General features: G+C 54.3%; 16 protein-coding genes. 9 read left to right on the forward strand and 7 right to left on the reverse strand.

Annotated features, from left to right (window positions below; translation table 11 throughout):
* Positions 1-597: 597 nt before the first annotated feature.
* From ACSV5M_RS20740 to ACSV5M_RS20765, 6 genes are all read left to right on the forward strand, one after another.
* A complete protein-coding gene (locus tag ACSV5M_RS20740) occupies positions 598-1,005 on the forward strand; it encodes a helix-turn-helix domain-containing protein (protein ID WP_439178691.1) in 408 nt (135 codons plus the stop codon).
* 103 nt (positions 1,006-1,108) lie between these two features.
* Complete coding sequence (gene arr / locus ACSV5M_RS20745) at positions 1,109-1,561, forward strand: NAD(+)--rifampin ADP-ribosyltransferase (RefSeq protein WP_439178693.1); 453 nt, start codon at positions 1,109-1,111, stop codon at positions 1,559-1,561.
* A 77-nt stretch (positions 1,562-1,638) separates the two neighbouring features.
* Positions 1,639-2,085, forward strand: coding sequence for a GNAT family N-acetyltransferase (locus ACSV5M_RS20750; protein WP_439178695.1), 447 nt, complete (start codon positions 1,639-1,641; stop codon positions 2,083-2,085).
* Positions 2,086-2,269: 184 nt separating this feature from the next.
* The gene (locus ACSV5M_RS20755; protein WP_439178696.1) at positions 2,270-5,269 is read left to right on the forward strand and encodes a glycosyl hydrolase 115 family protein; all 3,000 of its coding nucleotides are present in this window, start codon (positions 2,270-2,272) and stop codon (positions 5,267-5,269) included.
* 89 nt (positions 5,270-5,358) lie between these two features.
* Positions 5,359-5,640 (forward strand): type II toxin-antitoxin system Phd/YefM family antitoxin, encoded by a 282-nt coding sequence (locus ACSV5M_RS20760; protein ID WP_439178722.1) that lies wholly within the window; start codon positions 5,359-5,361, stop codon positions 5,638-5,640.
* Positions 5,637-5,942 (forward strand): type II toxin-antitoxin system RelE/ParE family toxin, encoded by a 306-nt coding sequence (locus tag ACSV5M_RS20765; protein ID WP_439178698.1) that lies wholly within the window; start codon positions 5,637-5,639, stop codon positions 5,940-5,942. The genes ACSV5M_RS20760 and ACSV5M_RS20765 overlap by 4 nt, the downstream gene beginning before the upstream one ends.
* A gap of 16 nt (positions 5,943-5,958) precedes the next feature.
* Here the strand turns inward: ACSV5M_RS20765 and glgX are convergent, their stop codons facing one another.
* The 5 genes from glgX to glgA all read right to left on the reverse strand — a co-directional run bounded on the left by glgX (position 5,959) and on the right by glgA (position 14,937).
* Positions 5,959-8,124, reverse strand: coding sequence for a glycogen debranching protein GlgX (glgX, locus tag ACSV5M_RS20770; RefSeq protein WP_439178699.1), 2,166 nt, complete (start codon positions 8,122-8,124; stop codon positions 5,959-5,961).
* A gap of 140 nt (positions 8,125-8,264) precedes the next feature.
* Positions 8,265-8,639, reverse strand: a complete 375-nt coding sequence (locus tag ACSV5M_RS20775; protein ID WP_439178700.1) for a DUF2934 domain-containing protein — start codon at positions 8,637-8,639, stop codon at positions 8,265-8,267.
* Positions 8,640-8,663: 24 nt separating this feature from the next.
* The gene (locus ACSV5M_RS20780; protein ID WP_439178702.1) at positions 8,664-11,483 is read right to left on the reverse strand and encodes a malto-oligosyltrehalose synthase; all 2,820 of its coding nucleotides are present in this window, start codon (positions 11,481-11,483) and stop codon (positions 8,664-8,666) included.
* Positions 11,484-11,578: 95 nt separating this feature from the next.
* Positions 11,579-13,381, reverse strand: a complete 1,803-nt coding sequence (gene treZ / locus ACSV5M_RS20785) for a malto-oligosyltrehalose trehalohydrolase (protein WP_439178704.1) — start codon at positions 13,379-13,381, stop codon at positions 11,579-11,581.
* Positions 13,381-14,937 (reverse strand): glycogen synthase GlgA, encoded by a 1,557-nt coding sequence (gene glgA / locus ACSV5M_RS20790; protein WP_439178705.1) that lies wholly within the window; start codon positions 14,935-14,937, stop codon positions 13,381-13,383. Before glgA ends, treZ begins: the two co-directional genes overlap by 1 nt.
* A 364-nt stretch (positions 14,938-15,301) precedes the next feature.
* Between glgA and ACSV5M_RS20795 the strand changes: the two genes are divergently transcribed.
* Positions 15,302-15,817, forward strand: a complete 516-nt coding sequence (locus tag ACSV5M_RS20795; protein ID WP_439178706.1) for a CinA family protein — start codon at positions 15,302-15,304, stop codon at positions 15,815-15,817.
* Here ACSV5M_RS20795 and ACSV5M_RS20800 read toward each other — a convergent pair.
* A complete protein-coding gene (locus tag ACSV5M_RS20800) occupies positions 15,786-16,892 on the reverse strand; it encodes a mechanosensitive ion channel family protein (RefSeq protein ID WP_439178707.1) in 1,107 nt (368 codons plus the stop codon). The two genes, ACSV5M_RS20795 and ACSV5M_RS20800, sit on opposite strands and share 32 nt — an antisense overlap.
* A 298-nt stretch (positions 16,893-17,190) precedes the next feature.
* Here ACSV5M_RS20800 and ACSV5M_RS20805 point away from each other — a divergent pair, with 298 nt between their 5' ends.
* A complete protein-coding gene (locus tag ACSV5M_RS20805; protein ID WP_439178709.1) occupies positions 17,191-18,744 on the forward strand; it encodes a glycosyltransferase family 39 protein in 1,554 nt (517 codons plus the stop codon).
* A gap of 198 nt (positions 18,745-18,942) precedes the next feature.
* Positions 18,943-20,148: a DUF5009 domain-containing protein gene (locus tag ACSV5M_RS20810; protein ID WP_439178710.1), complete on the forward strand. Its 1,206-nt coding sequence runs from the start codon at positions 18,943-18,945 to the stop codon at positions 20,146-20,148.
* A 261-nt stretch (positions 20,149-20,409) separates the two neighbouring features.
* Here ACSV5M_RS20810 and ACSV5M_RS20815 read toward each other — a convergent pair whose 3' ends face one another.
* Positions 20,410-22,395, reverse strand: a complete 1,986-nt coding sequence (locus tag ACSV5M_RS20815) for a carbohydrate-binding module family 20 domain-containing protein (protein ID WP_439178713.1) — start codon at positions 22,393-22,395, stop codon at positions 20,410-20,412.
* Positions 22,396-22,463 lie beyond the last annotated feature (68 nt).

Below are 22,463 nucleotides of genomic sequence, written 5' to 3' on the forward strand. Positions count from 1 at the left end.
CGGGTTATCTCCCGTTAAATATGAGGAGGCGTTTTTTCAGGGGCTCGAAAGTGTCTAGTAAAGCCTGGGAAGTCCACTTTAACGGATAGTGGCAATGGTGAAGAAGGCTAGTAAGAAGAGCTCAAGGAAAAAAGCTATAGCGTTCATTGGCTTTGGTCTAGCAGCAGCTATTACTTACTGGTGGGCGTACGCGCTTTCTATGGGTATCACCGACTGTGATCCTGGTGGTTCAAGGCTATCCTTGTTAATCGTTCCTCTGTGTCTTACATTGGGCGAAAAATTTGCTGCAGTCATACCCGCGTTAATTGGGACGATTTCAGCATATATGCTTGTACGTTTAATCCATTAGAACATATAGCGAACCATGAAACCCGTAATGGTTAGATGCTGGTCTGTCTCTGCACTACTGGGTGCCGCTATTGGGGGCGCTAACCACCTGGCAAAGTTGGTAAAAACGGCACCCTATTTCATTTTTCCACGTAATGTCGTAAAACTGTCGCATCATATACGTACTGGTAACGTACTGTATTCGTTAAAGATTCCTGTGATTACTCATATCCTGCAACAGCCTCGACCACTACATGACACGGGTATTTGATGAAAGTTAATGTTGATCTGGTGCTACAAATGAGAAGAGCCAAAGCCTGGTCCCAGGATGAGCTGGCGACAGCGTGTGGCTTGAATTTGCGGACGATTCAGCGAATCGAAAAAGAGGCAACCGCTTCGCTGCAGTCCATGAAGGCGCTAGCCTCTGCATTTGATGTCAGTATTCGTGATCTCGAATATGAGGAATCTGAAATGATAAATGAGCTACTGGAAAAAGATGTGATTATCTCGGTGGGAATGGCGAGTGGCCCAGGCGCTACAGCGTATGGTAATGCTGATGATATTAAGGGCGTTATCGTTGAAGTCCAGGGCTCCTGGTTAAAGCTTATGTCGGGTAAAGGAAAGGACAAACCAGTTTATATCAATATAAACCATATAAAGAAAATAATTCCTCAATAGGTATGATGCCATTTGTAAAGAAATCGCATAACCACATCTTAAGTCGCCCCTCGGACTGTAGCCGCCTGACACTTTTAATAAAAGCCGTATAAGGAAAAGAAATATGTCTGATGACTGGTTTCCCATTTCCCATGAAAACTGCCATAACGTCACGGGGCCGTTCTACCACGGCACCAAAGCCAAATTATCGGTGGGTGATTTTATTGTTACCGGGCACCATTCACATTTTGAGCAAGGCCGGGCGCTTAAGCACGTGTACTTCTCAGCATTGATGGAGCCCGCTATCTGGGGTGCTGAACTGGCTATAGCGTTATCGGATTTGGATGGGCGCGGCTATATTTACATCGTTGAACCCACAGGTCCGTTTGAGGACGACCCAAACTTAACCAATAAGCGATTCCCCGGAAATCCAACCAAGTCATTTCGTACTACAGAACCGCTGAAGATCGTAGAAGTAGTAGAACAGTGGGAAGGGCATCCAGAGGAAATGCTCCAGGCTATGTTGGACTCTTTGGCTGATCTTAAACGAAAAGGGCTAGCCATAATTGAGGACTAGCGAGGACCTGCTAGTCTGATTTTTCCTGTTTATTTGCTTTTATACAACACTGCATCATTTTCAGTCAGGCATTCAATATGATAATTCGAGAATTAAAAGAAGATGACTTGCATCAATTGTTAGCGCTCTACGAGCATCTGCATAGCACAGATGTTGCCTTGCCGGACATGGCGACAATCGAAACTATGTGGCGCGAAATATTGTCGAACCCAAGCTACCATTATTTTGGCGGCTTCATTGATGATCGCTTGATTTCATCGTGTACGCTCACTGTTATTCCAAATCTTACCCGGGGGTGCGCACCCTACGGTTTGATCGAGAATGTCGTCACTCACTCGGTATATAGAAATCAAGGTTTTGGTAAAGCTATTTTAGCTCACGCGCTAAACACGGCTTGGTCGCGCAACTGTTATAAAGTGATGCTGCTTACAGGTAGAAAAGATCAAGCCACATTGCAATTTTACGAATCCGCTGGTTTCAATGGGCATGAAAAACACGCGTTTATTGCAAAACCAATAACCTAACGAAAAACGGGTTAACAAAAATCAACATTCCTTTGCAGTTTTGCCTTTCGCGCAGCTGTACCTATCGGCAGGATTAACTTTCAATATCCCGTAAAGTTTGCCACTGCATAGCAGCCTGGTTTTATCCGAAATTTAACCGTGCACAGGCTGCCTGCCTCCTGAAATACCGATAAAGGTCCGGTTTATGAGTCTCCGAATAAAAATAATGGTTGTGGTTGCGTTGGTGGCCGCCGCTGTATTCCTGTTGATGACGACGGGTCGCACGACCGTGGAATCGCCGTACAGCACCCGTAGCATATGGCAGCCCTACGACGGAATGACGCCGACAATTCCGGATCAACCGGATTACTTTGCGACACCGTTCATGCCGGTAGTTGAATCGCCAGAGGCGGGTACCATGGCGATTGCTGCCAATGGCCAGGTCGCGTCTATTTACTACAGTGCAGACGATGCAAAGGTAGTGGCAGTTGCCGCTGAGGCTCTGCGTGATGATATTGAGCGGGTCACGGGGCTACGGGCAGAAATGGGCACGGGTGTGCCGCAGGATTCTTCGGTTATTTTGATCGGCACGGTGGGTCAGAGTCCGTTAATAGACGAGCTGGTCGAAGCGGGCAAAATTGATGTATCCGCGATAGGCGGTAAGTGGGAGGCCTACACAGCTGCTGTGATAGACAACCCGCTGCCGGGCGTCGAACAGGCGTTGGTTATTGCGGGCAGCGACCGGCGTGGTACAGCATTCGGTGTGTTCGGTTTATCCGAGTCGATGGGCGTCTCGCCCTGGTATTTCTGGGGAAGCGTGCCAGTCGCGGAAAAGGCAGCAGTGTATATCGCGGGCACGCATACCCAGCCATCGCCTGCCGTGAAATATCGCGGCATTTTTCTCAACGACGAAGACTGGGGTTTACAACCCTGGGCCGCGAACACCTTTGAACCGGAGGTCGGCAACATTGGTCCCCGCACCTACGCGAAGGTATTTGAATTGCTACTGCGTCTCCATGGCAATGTGATCTGGCCGGCGATGCACGAATTCCCGGTGAAGAGCACGCCTTTCTATGAAATTCCTGAAAATAAAATTGTCGCAGATAATTATGCAATTGTTATCAGCACGTCCCACCACGAGCCGATGCTAACTAACAGTCATGAATACGATGAAGAGATTCATGACCCCTACGATTATTGGAACAATCGCGAACGCATCTACAACTTTTGGGAAAACCGCGTAAAAGAAACGGCAAATTTTGAAAACATTTACACCATCGGTATGCGTGGACGCCGGGATGAAGGGATGATGGCGCCTGAGGGTGCGACAGATGAAGATAAAGCGAAAAAAATCCAGCACGCGATTATTCCCGATCAACGCCGCATGATCGCCGACCACGTGCACGCTAACCCTGCCGACATTCCGCAAATCTTTATCCCCTACAAAGAAACCTTGGTGCAGTACCAATCGGGCCTGGAACTGCCCGAGGATGTCACCATCGTCTGGCCCGATGACAATCACGGTTATATTCGCCAACTGTCCACGCCGGACGAGAACACGCGCGCCGGTGGTTCGGGGGTTTATTACCATCTGCAGTATTGGGGCGTGCCCCGTAGCTATTTGTGGTTTCACACCACGCCCTTGGGAATGACGCAGTCAGAAATGATGAAGGCGTGGGATTTTGATGCGCATAAAATCTGGATCGTGAACGTGGGCGATATCAAACCCTACGAATTGGGCACTGACTTTTTTATGCGGCTCGCCCGCAACCCCGAAGCCTTTCGCGATTTTGATCAACGAACTTATCTGGGTCAGTGGGCTGCACACAACTTTGGCCGCGCGCAGGCTGATGCTATTGCCGAGGTGCTTGAACAATATTTCCGCCTGAATATTCAAAAACGCCCGGAGCATCTCGATCTGATCGACAGTGGTTTCAGCGTTGTTGCAAATGGCGATGAAGCGCAACAGCGGTTGGAGGCTTTTGCGGCCTTGACGGAGTCGGCCAACGCCATCTACGAACAACTGCCCGAGTCACACCAGTCGGCGTTCTACGAAACGGTGCTCTATGCTGTCCGCGCGTCCAACCTGATTAATCAAAAAGTGTTGTTCGCCGAGCGCAGTCGCCTGTGGGCTGAGCAAAAGCGCGCTGCCACATCAGCACTGGCGGAACAGGCGCGTACAGCCCATGAAAACTTGCTTGAGGAGGTGCGTTTTTACAACGAAGAAAACGCCGCGGGAAAATGGAATCACATGGTGAGCCCGATGCCTCTGTCGCAATTGCCAAACTGGGCGCATGACACGCAACGTGCCTGGACAATGCCGGAAGTCGGTCAATATATCCCCGCGCCTGAAGCACGCCTTGGCGTAGCGGTGGAGGGCATTGTCGAGCCACTAGCAGGGAATACGGCGGGCAAATTGCCAGCCTTTCACCGCGCAACCGACGCCAGTTACTTCATCGATATTTACAATCAAGGCGAGGGTGACTTGAGCTGGACAGCCAAAGCCAGTGCGCCATGGATTCGGCTAAGCCAAACCGGCGCGCAGGGCGACGCTCGCATTTTGGTGAGTATTGATTGGGCCCAGGCGCCTCAGGGTAATGCGGTGCCGGGTTCCATTGTTATTGCGGGTGCGGGTTCAAAACACACGATCAATTTCACGGCGGTTAATCCTGAGAATCTTGATTTGGCAGCACTACCGGCGGCGGTGGAAAACAACGGGGTGGTGACAATAGTCGCAGTTGATTTTGCGACGCGCAATGACCGCGCCGACGGCACTGGCTGGCGCCGGGTCGATCAGGCAACTGCAACCGGCGACGGCATGACAATCCAACCCGTCACCGCAGCGAGTGTCGATCTTGCGCGCCTCACCGAAGACAGCCCCTCGCTGACCTATCAGTTCTATGCATTCAGCACCGGCCCGGTAAAGATCCATACCCAGGCGCTGCCGACCCACAAGATTACCTCTGCGCATCCGGGGGTGCGCTATGCGATCTCACTAAATGGCGACGAACCTCGTATTGTTGATCTCCATGCGAACGAATATTCCGATGCATGGAATGTGAATACGCTAAGGGCTGCGGCCATTGGGGTCACTGAGCACCAGATCACTGCTCCAGGCTTGCAAACCATCCAGGTCTGGATGGTTGATGCGGGTGTGGTGCTGGATCGGCTGACGGTGGAGATTGGTCAGGATGGGGCTTTTTAATTATAAGCGGCTCGAGCCTCAACTCCTTGCCAATCTGTCAACAGGGGCGTACATTCAAGAGTACATAAAAACGTACTTTGGTGATTGTGATGTCAAGAGTTCATGTAGATGAAGATATCCGCCCGCTTTCAGAGTTTCGGGCAGGTGTGGCCACTTTTGTAAAGCAGATTCATGAAACCCGCCGCCCTATGGTGTTAACCCAGCGCGGGCGTGGCGTTGCTGTGCTGATGGATGTCCAGGAATATGAGCGGATGCAAGAACGGCTGGAGCTGTTAGAAGAAATCTATAAAGCCGAAGAGCAAATTGCCAACGGGAAAGGCGTTTCTCATAAGGATGCAAAATCACAAATTCTGCGCAGGCTGGCGGAATGAAAATTATCTGGTCCCCACTCGCGCTGGAGCGCATTGAGGAGATCGCCCTGTATATAGCGGAGGATAAGCCCGGCGCCGCTATTGATTGGGTCGAAGGTGTATTTGACGCGGTGGAGCGTCTAGCCGACTTCCCTGAGAGCGGACGCATTGTTCCTGAGTTAGGTGCGCGTCGTATCAGGGAAGTCGTATTTGGAGCTTACAGGATTGTCTACAGCGTCAAAGATCAGATTGACATCCTGACTATCCGTCGCAGTAATCAATTGCTGCGCATGTCAGAGCTTAATGACGACGAAACAACATAGTTACACGAAGACATAGTTACACACGATACTCACTCTCCTTCGTCTCCAACACAAACAACAATAACGACCGATTGGTCACCACATACAAGTGATTAAACGCAAAACGTTCTTCTGAAAAATCCGTCGGTCGATTGGTGTCGATCAGGCATTTCCAGGCGCAGCCTTCGGCGACTTCGGGTAAGCAAAAATTCACGACGTCGTGGTGGGCGTTGAGCACCAGTAACAAGGTGGCGTCGGCGCCGGGGCGGCGGATGCCGGTGGCCTGGGCGCGGCCGTCCATCAGCATGCCGAGGCAGCGGGCGTTGCCGTCGTGCCATTGTTCTTCGGTCATTTCGTTGCCGCAGGGTGAGATCCAGGTGACGTCCTTTACGCCCAGTTCCTCGTTGTACATGCCCACCAGGAAACGGCCCCGGCGCAGGATCGGGTAGGTGCGGCGCAGTGCGATCAGGCGTTGGGTGAAGGCCAGCATGGCGCTGCGGTCTTCGTCGAGGTCCCAGTCGATCCAGTTGAGTTCGTTGTCCTGGCAGTAGGTATTGTTGTTGCCTTTTTGGGTGCGGCAGAGCTCGTCGCCGGCGACGATCATCGGGGTGCCCTGGGAGAACAGCAGGGTGGCCATCAGGTTGCGCATCTGCCGCTGGCGCAGTTCGACGATGGCGGGATCATCGGTGGGACCTTCCCAGCCGTGGTTGTAAGAGAGGTTGTTGTCGGTGCCGTCGCGATTGTCTTCGCCGTTGGCGTCGTTGTGCTTGTCGTTGTACGACACGAGATCATGCAGGGTGAAGCCATCGTGGGCGGTGATGAAATTGACTGAGGAATAGGGCCTGCGGCCGCGCTGGTTGAACAGGTCGCCGGAGGCGGTCAGGCGGCTGGCCAATTCGGCCAGTTGGCCGCTGTCGCCGCGCCAGAAGGATCGTACATTGTCGCGGTAGCGGTCATTCCATTCGGCCCAGCCGGGCGGGAAGCCGCCTACCTGGTAGCCGCCGATACCGCAATCCCAGGGTTCGGCGATCATCTTCAGGCTGCTGAGCACCGGGTCCTGGCGCACGGCCAGGTGGAAGCCATGGCGCTCGTCAAAGCCGTCTTCCGGGTGGCGGGCGAGGATGGTGCCCAGGTCAAAGCGGAAACCGTCCACGCCCATTTGCGTGGCCCAATAGCGCAGGGAGTCCGTGACCATGCGCAGCACGCAGGGGTGGTTTAGATCGAGGGTGTTGCCGGTGCCGGAATCGTTGACGTAGTAGCGTTGGTTGTCGGGCAATAATCGGTAGTAGGTGAGGTTGTCGATGCCGCGCATGGAGAGGGTCGGACCCAGCTCATTGCCTTCGGCGGTGTGGTTGTAGACCACGTCCAGAATCAGCTCCAGCCCCGCATCGTGGATATGCGCCACCATCTCCTTGAATTCGTTGAGGTGCCCGCTGGCGAGGTAGGGCGCGTGTGGCGCAAAGAAGGCGATGGTGTTGTAGCCCCAGTAGTTGCGCAGGCCTTTTTCCAGCAGATGTTGGTCTTCAACAAATCCGTGGACGGGGAGCAGCTCGATGCTGGTGACGCCGAGGTCGCGGACATGTTGCAGGAGTTCGCGGTTCATCAGGCCGGCGCAGGTGCCACGCAGGTATTCGGGCACTGCCGGGTGCTTCATGCTAATGCCGCGTACATGGGTTTCATACACGATGGTGCTGTCCCAGGGCACGCGCTTGGCGCGGTGGTTACCCCAGGTAAAGGCCGGGTCGATAACCTTGGATTTCGGGACAAAGGGCGCGCTGTCCCGCTCATCAAAACTGAGGTCGCCGTCGGGCGAGCCAATGGTGTAGCCAAACAGCGCTTCATTCCAGCGCAGCTCGCCCACCAGTTGCTTGGCGTAGGGGTCGATCAGTAGTTTGTTGGGATTGAAACGATGGCCGGCCTCGGGTTCATAGGGGCCGTAAACCCGGTAGCCATACACCTGGCCGGCGTGGGCATCAGGTAGGTAGCCATGCCAGATTTCATCGGTGTATTCCGGTAATTCAATGCGTTCCAGCTCGGTGGTGCCGTCGTTGTCGAACAGGCACAGTTCCACTTTGGTGGCATGGGCAGAAAAGAGCGCGAAGTTAACGCCCAGACCATCCCAGGTGGCGCCCAAGGGAAACGGGTGACCTTCGGTAATGCGCGAGCGCTGTTTAATCTCCGGTGCTTTTGGTTGTTTACCCATGGTGCTTGTCCTTCTTTTTGTGACTGATCTTGGTAGCGGTTGCTCGCTTGTTGGGTGGCCTGTTCACGTTTTCCAGGCGCAACAAACCCCACCCGAACCGCGTCGGGTGAGCCTGGCATGCCTGAGGTTGTCAGTTCTGTCTAGACAGAACCTTCAAATCCGTCGGTAATCGGGGAAAGCTCGGTGTCCAGGGTGTCATTGAGTACCTTGGCTTTCTTCTGCCGGGTGGTCTTGGCCGTGGTGGATTTGGTTTCAGCGGCCTTTTTGACGGCCTTGGCATCAGCACCTGCCGGTTGCTTTTTGCTGCGCGATTTCTTTTGCGGGGCATCTGCCTGGGTTGCAGCAGAGCCATTGCCCGCACCGCTTCCGCCACTGGCTTGTTGTCCGGCCATGCTCTGATTAGCGGCCAATTTGCAAGCCATCTCCCAGTGGCGGACATCCTGACCATGGGGCCGGCCTTCCGATTCCCAGATCTGGTAGGCGAATTCGCGCACGCGGTTCTCATTGAGGTTCATGGTGTTTATCTCCGTGGTGTCGATTTAGGTGTGTTGTGGTCTTGCTGGGTCGCGCTTGAAATACAACAGGTTGACCGGGAATTCTGCCAGGGCCTCAGCCACAGCCAGGGCGCCCTGGCGGGGTTTGAGGGCGCCGGAGAAAACCCCGGATAAGGTCGCCTGGCGCAGTGGCTCCGGCAACAGGATGCGGGTGTCCTGCCACTGGCCTGGATCGGGCAGCGGTGTGTCCTGTTGGCCGAGTAAACCTGCTACCAGTCGGGGTGCAATGCCGATCAGGTATTCCTCACCGTGGCGGCGGCAAAAGGCGATCACCCGTCCGGCATGCTCGCCCTCTACCTCCAGCGCTTCGTAGTTGCCCAGACAGAAAAGGTCAGCGTGGGCTTCGCGCAAATTGAGGACGGCGCCCAGCAGGTGCTGTTTGATGCGGCCATCGCGCCATTGGTTGATCAACTCTTTCAGGTTGCTGTGGGTGGACAGCGCGGCAACCCGTGCGGCGAAATCCACCGGGCTGCGGTTGTCCGGGTCGACGAGGCTGAAATCCCAGAAGTCGGCGCCCTGGTACAGGTCCGGTACGCCGGGCAAGGTAGTGCGCAACAGGCACTGGCTCAGGCTGTTGACGGCACCCGCCGGGGCAATCGCCAGCGCGGCAGCGGCGATATCGCGGCGCACCGCCCGGTAGCGCTCATCGGTCAGCAGGCGGGTCAGAAACTCGCGGCACAGGTTTTCGTAAGCGGTGTTGGGTGCGCTCCAGTGGGTGCGCAGCTTGGCCTCGCGCAGGGCCTTTTCCTGCCAGTGCCAGACGCGCTCCAGATAGGTCTGCATCGCCTCCGCATCGTCTGCTTCCAGGCGCAGGGGCCAACTGCCCAACAAGGTCTGGTAGAGCATGAGTTCATCGGCGGGCGAGGGGGCCAGACCATCATCGAGTTCGCGCCGCAAGTCGCCGACCTGCTGTTGCCACTGCTGGACTTTCTCGCTGAACCAGACGGCCCGCTCGCTCAACACACCCAGGCGCGCGCGGGTGTCTTCGCCGCGTTTGTGGTCATGGGTGGCGGTGGTGAGCAGGTTGTCCGGGAAGTGCGCCGCACGTTCGCTGCAGCGGTGATGGAAGTCTTTCAGCGAAGTTGAAAAATGTTGCGGGTCAAAGCCGACATCGTTGCGCGCAAGTGTGACGGCTGAGCGATAGCAGGCAGTATCTTCCACCGCCTTGGCGGCGGCGGGCGAGGTCAATTGCTGGAATCGCGCAATGACCTTGCGACGCTGCTTGCGGTTGGCGCCGGGGCCCAATTCGCACAGACGCTGTCCACCCAGCCAGAGGTCGAGGTAGTTGAGCAACGGCCAGTCGCTCTCCGCCAGGGTGGTCTTTGCGCCGTTTACTGCCTGTTCGAAGATTTGCCGGTCCTGCACCGAGCGGCCATTAACCCCGGCGTAGGTGCGGTACACCGGAAAATGCACAATCAGTTCAAACAGTGCCCGGCGGATAGCGCCGAGGGTGATGTCGCGGGTATTGATGTCGGTGCGCGCCACCAGCAGTAATTCCTGTGCGAGACTCTCAAAATCGCCGGCCAGGGAGCTGGAAAGCACCAACGCACGGGCTTCGCGGACTTCTTCCATAAAATTGGCGGTGCGCCCGGTGACGCTGGTCCACAGGTCGCTGAGCTGGATCTCGCCCACTGGGTCCTGTTGCAGTAGCGACATCTCATTCATGAATTCATAGCCGGTGGTGCCGTCAGTGAGCCAGTCGGTGGGCAGTTGTTCGCCGTCGCCGAGGATTTTTTCCACATAGATGGGCAGGTGCTCGCCGGTCAGCGGCGCGGGGCGTTTGGCCTGCAGGCTGTTCAGTCGCCGCCGCAGTTTGCGGCAGTAGGCGCGCGGGTTGGCCAGCCCGTCGATGTGATCAATGCGCAGGCCATCCACCAGCCCCCGCTCAATCAGCTCAAACATCTTGGCGTGAGTGGCTTCGAACACTTCGGCTTTTTCTACGCGCAATCCGCCCAGTTCATTGATATCGAAGAAGCGCCGCCAGTTGATGTCATCGGCGGCGGTGCGCCAGCTGGCCAGGCGGTAATGCTGGGCTTCCAGCAGGTTGTGCAGGCGATTGAAATTCTCCTGGCTGAATTCACCATCCGGCTTGACTTCGTAACGCGACAGCGCGTGCTGGATGGCCAGGTGAATAGCCGGTGCCCGGGCGATATGCGCCAGCTCCATACGCAATTCCTGTGCGGCCTGCCAATAGTTGGGGCTGCGCTCCAGTGCTTCAAAAGGCCGTACCAGTGCCAGCAGGTCGTCAACGCCGGTATTGCGCAAAATCTCGCCGTAGCTGGGTGGATAGAGGGGAAAGCGGTGGTCGTAGTGGTTGGCGTAAAAGCTGCCGTGGTCTGCATCAAAGTGCACGCCGATTTCATTGGCGGCGAGCACCTCGCCATAATCGGTGCGTAAAAAAGGCACCAGCAATTGGCCTTTCAGCAGGGGGTCGTGGGAATTCCACTGGATATCAAAGAAGCGGGCGTAGGGGCTGCTGATGCCCCACTCCAGCACGTCCAGCCACCAGGGATTGGCATCGCCGCCGACCGCCATATGGTTGGAGACAAAATCCGCAATCAAGCCCATCTTGTGTTTGCGCAGGGCGGCGACCAGCCGTTCCAGCGCGGCCTCGCCGCCCAGTTCGGGGTTGACCCGGGTGGGATCCACCACGTCGTAACCATGCAGTGAACCGGGGCGCGCCTTAAGCAGAGGGGAGGCATAAATATGGCTGATGCCCAGGCGCGCAAAATAAGGCACCAGAGGCACCGCATCGTCCAGGGTAAAACCCTGGTGGAATTGCAAACGAAGTGTCGCGCGCAGCATAAACGATCCTGTTGTCAATCGACCTGAAGCCATCACTGAATCTTTGCCCGAGCCACGGGGGTTGTCTGTGGGATGACGAACACTGACCGCCGGGTTTAGTCGAGACTGACCATGGCACTGCGCGACGGCAGGATGCCTTCGTGCCAATGGTCGTTGTCGACCCGGTGGCTAAACAACTGGCGGCGTGGGCCGGGCGGGGATTCCAGCTTCACCGGGTTGTCCGCCAGGTTGATATCAATACGCAGCTGGCTGCCATTGCCCAGGCGCCAGGTCGCCGACACCGAACGCTCCGCCAGGATGGTCACTTGCTCCACCCGCGTGTCCGGCAGGTAAGGAATAATCCAGCGGTGACGCAGTTCCAGCAGCGTGTGATAAAAATGCCACCAGGCTTCATGGCCCGGCTCGTGGCGTTCGCGATAATCGATCATCGAGTTCACATACGTCTGCGGATCATTGGGGTCCGGGATTTTTTCGCGCATCTCCGGGTGGCTGAACAATTCAAATTCCCGGAACTCGTTGCGGCGCCCTTCGCACACGGCCTTGGCCAATTCATCGTGGTGATCGGTGAAATAAAAAAACGGTTTGCGCGTGCCCCATTCCTCACCCATAAACAGCAGCGGCACCATGGGTGACAGCAGCAACAGGATCACCGCGACCTTAAGCGAATCCTCGTCGGTCAATTCAATTAACCGCTCACCAAAGGCGCGATTGCCCACTTGGTCGTGGTTCTGCAAAAACAGTACAAACGCCGTGGGCGGCAAATGGCCGCTCGGCTCCCCGCGCGCGTGGCCGTGGCGGCTCGCCTCGCCCTGGAAGATAAAACCCTCCCGCAGAAAGCGCGCCAGCTTGGTGGTGGGGGATTCCATAAATTCACTGTAGTAACCCTCTTTCTCACCGGTCAGCAGATGGTGGAGGATGTTGTGCCCGTCGTCGTTCCACTGGGCGGTGAACCCCTGCTCCAGCAGGCTGGCGTTGTTGGCCTCGTTCTCTAGTATCAAATGTATGTGACGATTGCTCGGTATGGCGCTGCTGACACGCTCGGCCAGCTCCACCAGAAAATCCTTTTCGCTGATCGCATGGACGGCATCCAGGCGCAGGCCATCCGCGCGGTAATCTTCCAGCCACATCAGTGCGTTCTCGCAAAAGAAATCGCGCACCTCGCGGCGACGAAAATCGATGGCGGCACCCCAGGGAGTCTGGATATCTTCGCGAAAGAAACCCTTGGCGTATTGCCCCAGGAAATTCCCCTCGGGGCCAAAATGGTTATAAACCACATCAATGATCACCATCAGCCCCAGACTGTGGGCGGTGTCGATCAGGTGTTTGAGTTCGTCTGGCGTGCCGTAGCTGCTCTCGGGCGCAAAGATTTCTGCCCCGTCGTAACCCCAATTGCGCGCACCGGGAAATTCGTTGAGCGGCATCAGCTCGATTGCAGTGATACCCAACTCGGCCAGATGGGGCAGGATCACTTCCGCCTCTGCAAAACCACCCAGCAGACCCACATGCACCTCATAGATGATGGCTTCATGCCAGGGGCGCCCGCGCCAGTCGGGGTTTTGCCACGGATAAGCGGCATGGTCCACCACACAGCTCATACCCAGCACATCATCAAGCTGGGCGCGGGAGGCCGGGTCCGGCACCTTGAGGTGATCATTGATCACAAACTGGTAGCCAGTGCCGGCACCGCAGGGCACCAGACGGCTGAACCAGCCATCGGCCAAGGGTTGCAGGTCGTGCAATTGGCCATTTTCCAGCTTGACAGCCACCGCATCAGCGTCCGGCGCCCACAGGGAGAATTGCGTGATGGCTTCCTGTTGTGCCGGGTTTTGTACCTGGGTTTGTAAATGGGCCCCGTGTTTTTGCAGCCGGGCACCGTGGCGCGGAGCGAGCGTATCCATCAGGCGCGCAGACCTCCCTCCGCCGGAATTAACTGGCTCACCGAACTGGCCATTAGCTGGCGATACAGTTGATCATAAGGCCGCACGGATTGGCGCCAGGTCAGGGGCGTCAACATGGCCTGGCTGCGCATGGCGTGCAGCAAATCGGGGCAGCGATACACATTGAAGGCGCGCTGCACCGCCTTCCAATAGGTATCCGGTTGGGCCTGGTGAAACAGGAAGCCGGTCACCCCGTCGTTGATGGTGTCCACCAGTCCACCGGTGTGCCGCGCAATCGGCAGCGAGCCGAACCGCTGGGCATACATCTGGCTGAGTCCGCAGGGCTCAAAGCGCGAGGGCATCAACAGGAAGTCGCTGCCTGCGAAGATGCGCCGGGCATCGGTCTCGTTAAAACCGATATGCACACCAACGTCCTTTGGATACCGCTCGGCCAGTTTCATCAGTTCTTCCTCCAGGGCGGGTTCGCCGCAACCGATAATCGCCAGACGCCCACCTTGCTTGACGATGGACTCGCTGATAGCGATGGTCAGGTCGATACCTTTTTGCTGTACCAGTCGTGAAACTACAGCAAAAAGTGGGCCTGGGCCGGCACGCAGCCCGAACATCTGCTCCACGTAGCGGGCATTGGCAGCCTTGCCTTCGCGATAACACGGGTCAAAGGTTTTCACGAGGTGATGATCGGTCTTGGGGTCCCAGTTGTCATCAATACCGTTGGCGATACCGCTCAACTGCCCGCGCTCAAATTTCTGTTTCAATAAGCCGTGCAGGCCGCAACCGAATGCCGGCGTGGTGATTTCCCAGGCGTAGGTTTTACTGACGGTGGTGATGTGGTCGGCGTAGTTGATGCCGGCTTTGAGGAACGACAGCTTGCCGTAAAATTCCATGCCGTTGATGTGCTGGGCTTCCGGCGCAAGGCCGAGGGTTTCAATGTATTCGGTACTGCATAACCCCTGATACGCGAGGTTGTGAATCGTAAAGACGGTGGGGGTGTCCTGGCCGCGCCATTGCATATACGCCGGCGCCAGACCCGCCGGCCAATCGTTCGCGTGCACCAGATCCGGTTGCCAGCGAAGGCTCGCCTGATCTGCCGCAATCTCTGCCGCCGCCAGACCCAGGCGCGCAAAACGCACGGGGTTGTCGGGCCAATCCTGTCCGTGGTTATCGCCATAAGGCGTGCCCATCCGTTCGTACAATTCGGGGCACAAGAGCACGTAAATAATTTGTCCGCTGGGCAGGTTCATGCGCCCGATGCGACAGGCGGGAATTTCGCCCAGGGCCGGTACGCTGCCGACGATGCGCAACGGAAAACCGCTGTTGATAATTTGCGGATAACCGGGAATTAACACGCGAATATCGTAATCCGGCGCCAGAGCTTTAGGGAGTGCAGAGGAGACATCACCCAAGCCGCCGACTTTTACCAAATCGCTATATTCCGAGGTGACAAAGAGAATCTTTTTCTTTTGCTTTTCCGCTTGCGGTTTACGCGAATACCGCTGGTTGCGCGTTAACAGAACGTCCAAATTTTCAAACCGGGAGAGCGCAACAGCGTGTCCCATAACTTCCTCCATTTATAAATACACTGTTAAAAAATAAATAAAAGTAATAAAAAGATGTAAAAATTTTTTGGCGCAATTTCATATTCCAAGGCGGCGAAAACCGCATTCAGGAATTGCGCAGACTTGTTTATGATGACTGGGTCACATAAAAGAAGTTCGGGGATTTTTGGTTGAAGCAGCGAAATTTTTTTCACCCAATAATTCACCGGAAACACAAAATCGGTAGCGCACCGAAATACGCTACAACAGAGTTTTCTGTGATAAACCTGTGGCAAAAAATAGCGTTCGTCAGAGAGTTTCGGAACTTTATCTGAGCCGCCAACTTCTATAACGCAACCAGTCAGTGCAATCAGGAATTGCGTTTATGTACAGTGTTGAACAGCTCATCAATTTTTTAGTGGCACAGAAACTGACACTGGCGACAGCTGAATCCTGTACGGCTGGTATGCAAGCGTCCATGTTGGCAGATGTCCCTGGATGCGGCTCGGTTTTGCAAACCGGTTATGTTGTCTATTCAAAAGAATCCAAGCAGATGTGTCTGGGCGTTAGCTTACATACCATAGAACTTTTTGGATTAACCAGCGAAGAAGTGGCACGTGAAATGGCCACCGGTGCCTTGAAGCGCAGCAAGGCAAAAATCGCCCTAGCAAACACCGGCCTGGCTGAGTCGGACGATGCGCTTAACGGGGTCGTCTGTTTTGCGTGTGCAATGAAATGTCAGGGGCAAGCCGTCGTGGTCAGCGAGACGTTAAGGTTCGAAGGCGACCGCAACGATGTGCGTCGGGCCGCTGCACGCTACGGCTTGTTGCGCATCCCCTATTGGTATGAACGCTTGTGTCAGCCTCGCACTACACCGGAGGCTGACGCTCCGGTTCACTGATGGTCGAGGTTTGAGCTTTTTCATCCTTCTCCTCACTAAGGGTGGCACGCAATTTCGGTAGACCCTCCGGATAATTTTGCGCGATAAAACTGACGATCTTTTCACGGACAAAGCAGCGCAAATCGAAGTTTTTTCCCGAATCACTGGAGCTGACCAGCACGCGAATTTGCACCGAGTTTTCAGTGGTGTCGGTCACCTGCAGGCCGGCGACGCGGCCATCCCATAGTTCGGGAACCTCTTGCACCAGTTTTTGCAACTCTTGACGCAAGGAGTCAATGGGTACGGAATAATCCATCCAGAAAAATATCGAGCCGATGAGTTGCGAGGTAGTACGAGTCCAGTTCTGGAAGGGGTTTTCAATAAACCATTGCAGCGGCACAATCAGGCGCCGTTCATCCCAGACTTTTACCACCACATAGGTCCCGGTAATCTCTTCAATGCGGCCCCATTCGTTGGCCACAATCACCACGTCATCCAGCCGGATCGGTTGGGTAAAGGCAATCTGCAAGCCGGCAATTAAATTACCCAGGACCGGTTTGGCCGCAAAACCCACCGCAAGACCGGCAAGACCGGCGGACGCAAGAATACTCGTACCAAATTGACGCGCCGCCGGAAAGGTCATCAGCATGGCGGCCGCGCCGAAAAGCAACACAAAAAAACTCAGCGTTTGCACCAGCACTTTGGTCTGCGTCTGAATACGCCGCGCGTTGAGGTTGTCGACGACGTTCACCGGGTGGTGATGGATGATGACTTTCTGCACCGCCAATACCACGCGCAAACCGAGCCAGGTAAACGCACCGATGATTAACAATAACGTGATGTGGCGCAGTCCCGACATCCACAACAAATCATCCGACGCCGCAGTCCACACGGTTTGCACGCCGATTAACGGCACAATCAGGTGCAACGGCGGTTTAACCTGCTCCATAAGAAGGCGCGGAAACAAAAACGGTCGGGTAAAGCGGCTCAGAATGCGTGTGGCAAGATGTGCCGCCAGCCACAGCGCAAGGGCAATACCGAGGGCAATGGCGATGGTTTTTAATTCGGGAAGGTAAGGCATCCAGTCGATATTCATCGTCGCAACTCCATAACGTCATAGCAGGAATTGTTATAGGGACTGATTCACGTCCGCTGGGTTCACTGGTGGGAAAGTTATTGATGGATGGGCAACATAAGCGGCGTGTAAATCCAAAATGGTAATTGCGATTTAATTTGTCGTGGAAATCATTTGAGCCAGCGCGTAGCTATTGACTCAACATGACCGTTTAGTAAAGTGACATCCCACTGATCCATTCATTGAGAGCGATCTCGATAAAGGACTGAAAATCGTACCGGAAGCCACCGGTATAGGTAAAAAAATAAAGGAAAATATTATGCCTCTCCCGACTCTGCGCGGTAGCTCCGCCGTTATCCAGCATTTCCACCGTTTTTTTTGCTTCTGCTTCGCGCTGCTGTTTTCCTGGTTGTTTCTCGGTGTGCTATTTGAAAACCGGCTTTACAGTTTCAATACCTTGGCAACGATTGTGTCGATCCTGGGTTGGTTGATAGTGACCACCTATCTATATCGCTGGTTGAGCCAACGCGAGGCGCTACTGGCACGCCGGGAAAAACCTATTCTCATTATCTGCCTGTTGCTGTTGCTCATCGGTCAATTAACCTTGGGGTATTGGTTAGCGGTAGAAACCTCCTGGGATACTGAAGCGGTGTATCGCGGCGCTCTTAACCTCGCCTTGCAGGGCAACCTCGGTAACTATCGCGATTACTTTCATATCTTTCCCCACAACCTCGGCGCGACGAGTTTGCTAGGTCTGCTGTTTTCGATCGGTAAAGCGCTGGGCGTGGAAGATCTGTATTGGCTGGGCACCATTTACAATGTCGTGTCGCTCACGCTCGGCAGCTTGTTGGTGTACGGTATTGGCCGCGAATTAAAAGATGTTAAACACGGCTGGCTGGCACTCTGGTTCATGACCACTTGTCTGCCGTTACAGTTTTATACACCGGTGTTCTATACCGACACCTTGTCATTGCCTTTTGTGGCAGGGGTTTATTACGGTTATCTGCGCCTGTTAAAGCAGCAGATTTTTTATCGACGTTTGGTATTGGGCGTCTGTATCGGTGTGCTGTGCGCGCTGGGTGCCCTGATAAAATTTTCGGTGGCGATTGTGGGAGTCGCCGTCCTTGCAGACCTGCTGATTCGCGGCCAGCTATGGCGGCAGCGTTCCAGTGTGGTGGCGGCACTGGTCATCTTTTTTGTCTTGCTCAACAGTTTTACCCATTATCGCGATACGCATTTACTCGACGAACGCTATTCCGATTTGAAACGGGTTCCTTACACACACTGGGTGATGATGGGCCTGAAAGACAATGGCGCCTACAACAGTGGGGATTATGGCTACACCTACAGTTACCCCACTTACGAACAGCGAGTCGCGGCCAGCTTGACGCTCATCGAGAAGCGCCTGGCGGATTACGGTTTTTGGGGTTATCTGGCATTTCTTGACCGCAAACAGCAACTGAATTTCGGCAGCGGCATTTATGGCGTGCACGAGATGATTGATGACAATCCCCTGCGCCGCAATGGTTTGCATGAATTCGCCCTGGATGGTGGCCGCTATTTTGATTACTACAAGATACTGGCCCAGGGCCACCACATCCTGCTGTTCCTGTTGATTATCGCGGGCTTATGGTACGACGCCCTCACGCGCAACAAACAGGCTGCGAGGATTTTTGCGGCGCGCACCGGTGTGCTGGGGATTTACCTGTTCCTGTTATTGTGGGAGGCCAACTCCCGCTACATCGTTAATTTTATTCCGCTGTTTGTGATCTGCGCGGTTTACAGTTTTGCGGATGTCTACCGGGTGTTGGCGGCCTTGCGTCGCTCGCTGCTGGATGCCTTGCGTCCCCTGGATGAACAGGAGCCAGCATAAAGCCAGTGCGTTTGCGCTGCTTCGCAACAGCCCGTTAATTACTGTTAAACCCCCAGATAGCGATTGCGGGCGACAGTTTGCCTCGGTTATCGTAAGCCTTCGGTCAATACAATTCGGGGAGATCAATGGCGTTTCTACTACCATTGATACCACCGGATACATAATCAGTTATATAAAAAGTAACGAAGGCTTATAACAATGAATCAACTGGCTTTGGCGGCACGTCGGATTTTATCCATTGACGTGTTCCGCGGTATGACGATCTTTACCATGGTGTTTGTCAATGAATTGGCCGGCATCAGCAATATTCCCCAATGGATGAAACACTATCCCGCCCAGGTTGATGGAATGACCTTTGTCGATCTCGTCTTTCCGGCGTTTCTGTTTATCGTGGGTATGTCCATCCCCTTCGCCACCCAGGCGCGTTTCAGTAAAGGCGACTCCACGCAGGAGGTATTCAAACATGTCGGCCTGCGCAGCCTGGCGCTGATCCTTATCGGCGTGTTTATGGTGAATGCAGAATCCGGTTACCTTGAAGAGGCGATGGTGATACCGATCTCGCTGTGGACCTTATTGATGTTCGCATGCGTGTTGCTAATCTGGTCCCACTATCCCAAATCCCTCTCGCCGGTATTGGTAAACGGCGGAAAAATTCTGGGGGTGGTGGGCTTGCTGGTGTTATGGGGTTTGTATCGCGGCCCTGATAATGCGGGCATGACCCCACAGTGGTGGGGCATCCTCGGTTTGATCGGCTGGGCCTATCTGATTGCCAGCGTGATATACATCGCCAGTTGCCATTGCCCGACACCGCTGTGGCAATTGATTACGCTGCTGGCTTCCGCGTTGGTGTTGTTGGCGATTTTTTTTCTCCTGGACGCGATCAAAGGCCAGGATATTCCGATACTGCAAACCCTGGCAGACAATAATGGCAACCACACCCACGCCGCAATCGTACTGGGCGGGGTGATTCTGTCGCTGCTGTTTTATCATCCGGGGCTGCATTCTTTCGGTCAGCAGCATTATTTTATCTTCACGTCGGTGGTGGGATTGCTGGCGTTTATCAGCTGGGAATTTTCCCCCATCTCAAAAATCTGGGCCACACCCAGTTGGGCGCTGTTCAGCGTATTATTTTGCTGCATTATCTTTGGTTTGATTTATTGGCTGGTGGATGTCTATCAAAAGCAGGCCTGGTGCAAACTCTTTGAACCGGCGGCGGTGAACCCGTTGTTGGTTTATATCTTGCCGTACATTTTATTATCGTTATTGGCGCTCGTCGGCATCCGTTTGCGGCCGGAATTTTTTAATGCCGGTATAGCGGGCATTATATGGAGTTTTGGTTTTGCGATTTTTATTATGTTGATCGGCGCGGGATTAACGCGCCTTGGTCTTCGTTTAAAGTTATAACTCAACATAAAAATCGTCGGATTACGCCTTCGGCTAATCCGACCTACACCAAATCAGACCATTCCGTAGGTCGGATTAGCGCAGCGTAATCCGACACGCACTCTGCATAACGTTTGTCATTAGGCCGTTGTTTTCGAAAACGCATAAATACATCCTTGTAGCTCCCTCAAGTCATCCGTGACTTGAGGGTTTCGAAAACAACGGCCTAATGCCAAACTCGGATCGAATTTACCGTGATAGCAAAAAATAAAAATTTAAAAATCAAAACCCACCCACCGTACTCGCTCCACTTCCCGTATTCACACTCGTATTCCCACCCGCTTCCCACACCACACCTGCGGTCGGATTATTTTCTTCACGCTTCACACACTTCCATTCAATCCCCGTATTTGCCGGTAACTGGATGGTGCCCGTCCAGGTGGGGTAACTGGTAGGATTAAGCTTTACCGCGTTGGCCACCGACCAGCTGCCGATAGCCGCATTGTTGCCCGTCACATACACACTTTGTCCCGAATAGGTTGTGCCATTCTGGCAGGTGAAATTCACCGCAACCGTGCCAGTTGCGCTGCTGGAACTTGAGCTGGAACTGCTGCTGGTTGTTGCAGGCGTTAAGGTGTAAGCAAGGCTCGCATCGTTGAAGGTAATAGTGTAATTACCGGCGGAGGTGATTGCGATATCGGCACCGCTGAGGTTGGCAACGCCATCACTGTTGGTATCACCGAAATTGGTTTGCCAATCGCCGTACACATCAAACTTGAAACGGTTATTGCTGCCACCGGCAAAGTTGGCGCTGCCGGTCCAGATCCCATTGTTGCAGGTCATGGCTGTTGAACCCCAGTTGTTAAACGTGCCGCGCAAATTCATGGTGCTGTAGACGCATTGATTCCCAGTGATCGGGCCGACCATGGCATCCGCATGAATGGCTGATGCACCTTTTGCGCCGACAGAAAAACTGGCATTGCCGTTAGCGCTGACGGTGATGGTTGGACCGGTGCACACACCATTGGAAAAATCACCTTTGATCACATCGCAATAGGTGCCGGCAGCCAGGCCGGTTTGCAGCGTGGTATTCAAGGTGCCGCCACTTTCGCCGTTGATCACCACAAAGCCGCGATCACCGCGTCCAAAAGCAATCTGGTTTGCCCCATTGTCCCACCAGTTGGAAGCATAAAAGGCGCTTTGTGTGGCGTTGCGGAAGCCGACCATGTTGGCGATTTCGCGATTGCGGTGTTCACACAACCAGCCATTGGAACAGGTATTGGCTGCGCTGCTCGGTGGGCCCTGGTCGTGATCGTTCCAGTCGTAACTGGACATCACTTTTGGATAACCATAAGGCCAGGCCAATGCGAACACGTGGGCGATATTATTAACATTCATGCCGTCTTTGTGGGTGATGATGTTGCCGGTGTTTTGCCGTTGGTTATCGTGGTTGGCGACAAAGGTAATCGCATCCGCACTGTTCAGCCAGCCGCTCCACACGCCAATGTTGCGCAACTCGCGCAAGGCGCCGCGCCCTTTAAAATAATTGCCCAGGGTGTTGGAAAAATTAAATTCGGTCACGTCACCAATATACGTGTACTGGTTCGGCTGGATTGGCTCGCCACCCGCACCGATCACTTCCTGGAAGATATACGGGTTGCCATTCAAGCGGCTGACGATGTTGGCGATATCGCCGCTGGGCATATGCTTGGCCGCATCAATCCGAAAACCGGCTACGCCCAGGCTGATTAAATCGTTCAGGTAGTCGGCAATCTTGCCGCGCACATAATCCGCTTCGGTTTTCAGATCATTCAAACCCACCAGATCGCAATTCTGGATGGACCAGGCATCGCTGTAATTAATGTCACTGGTACAGGTGTGGAAATCGTTAGGGCCATAGGGTACTTCGGGAAAATTACGGTTGCCGACGGACATGTGATTAATCACCGCATCCACATAAATATCGACACCCACGGCATTACAGCGCGCCACCATGCTGGCAAATTCGGCGCGCGTGCCCGAGCGGCCTTCGATGGCATAGCTGACCGGTTGGTAACGTGTCCACCATTGGCTGCCGCTGACAGACTTTTGCGGTGGTGACACTTGCACAGCCGCATAACCTTTGGGACCGAGATGGTTTTCGCACTCACTGGCAATTGCGTTCCATTGCCATTCAAATAAATGCACGAAGGCGGTTTGTGCATTGACAGACAACGACAGTAATAAACTGGACGGAAGGAATAACAAGGCAATCAAAAATTTTTTCATGGCTTTGGACCTGTTAGAAAATTTATGGTTATTGTTTAACAGTGCGTGCGTAAAGCTGTTGCAGTGCG

The organism is Cellvibrio sp. ARAG 10.3 (genome assembly GCF_051846955.1).
Lineage (GTDB): Bacteria > Pseudomonadota > Gammaproteobacteria > Pseudomonadales > Cellvibrionaceae > Cellvibrio.

Bases quoted from the DNA above. Each gene is read 5' to 3' on its own strand.
- ACSV5M_RS20740 (WP_439178691.1), top strand. From the start codon at position 598: ATGAAAGTTAATGTTGATCTGGTGCTACAAATGAGAAGAGCCAAAGCC.
- arr (WP_439178693.1), top strand. From the start codon at position 1,109: ATGTCTGATGACTGGTTTCCCATTTCCCATGAAAACTGCCATAACGTC.
- ACSV5M_RS20750 (WP_439178695.1), top strand. From the start codon at position 1,639: ATGATAATTCGAGAATTAAAAGAAGATGACTTGCATCAATTGTTAGCG.
- ACSV5M_RS20755 (WP_439178696.1), top strand. From the start codon at position 2,270: ATGAGTCTCCGAATAAAAATAATGGTTGTGGTTGCGTTGGTGGCCGCC.
- ACSV5M_RS20760 (WP_439178722.1), top strand. From the start codon at position 5,359: ATGTCAAGAGTTCATGTAGATGAAGATATCCGCCCGCTTTCAGAGTTT.
- ACSV5M_RS20765 (WP_439178698.1), top strand. From the start codon at position 5,637: ATGAAAATTATCTGGTCCCCACTCGCGCTGGAGCGCATTGAGGAGATC.
- glgX (WP_439178699.1), bottom strand. From the start codon at position 8,124: ATGGGTAAACAACCAAAAGCACCGGAGATTAAACAGCGCTCGCGCATT.
- ACSV5M_RS20775 (WP_439178700.1), bottom strand. From the start codon at position 8,639: ATGAACCTCAATGAGAACCGCGTGCGCGAATTCGCCTACCAGATCTGG.
- ACSV5M_RS20780 (WP_439178702.1), bottom strand. From the start codon at position 11,483: ATGCTGCGCGCGACACTTCGTTTGCAATTCCACCAGGGTTTTACCCTG.
- treZ (WP_439178704.1), bottom strand. From the start codon at position 13,381: ATGGATACGCTCGCTCCGCGCCACGGTGCCCGGCTGCAAAAACACGGG.
- glgA (WP_439178705.1), bottom strand. From the start codon at position 14,937: ATGGGACACGCTGTTGCGCTCTCCCGGTTTGAAAATTTGGACGTTCTG.
- ACSV5M_RS20795 (WP_439178706.1), top strand. From the start codon at position 15,302: ATGTACAGTGTTGAACAGCTCATCAATTTTTTAGTGGCACAGAAACTG.
- ACSV5M_RS20800 (WP_439178707.1), bottom strand. From the start codon at position 16,892: ATGAATATCGACTGGATGCCTTACCTTCCCGAATTAAAAACCATCGCC.
- ACSV5M_RS20805 (WP_439178709.1), top strand. From the start codon at position 17,191: ATGCCTCTCCCGACTCTGCGCGGTAGCTCCGCCGTTATCCAGCATTTC.
- ACSV5M_RS20810 (WP_439178710.1), top strand. From the start codon at position 18,943: ATGAATCAACTGGCTTTGGCGGCACGTCGGATTTTATCCATTGACGTG.
- ACSV5M_RS20815 (WP_439178713.1), bottom strand. From the start codon at position 22,395: ATGAAAAAATTTTTGATTGCCTTGTTATTCCTTCCGTCCAGTTTATTA.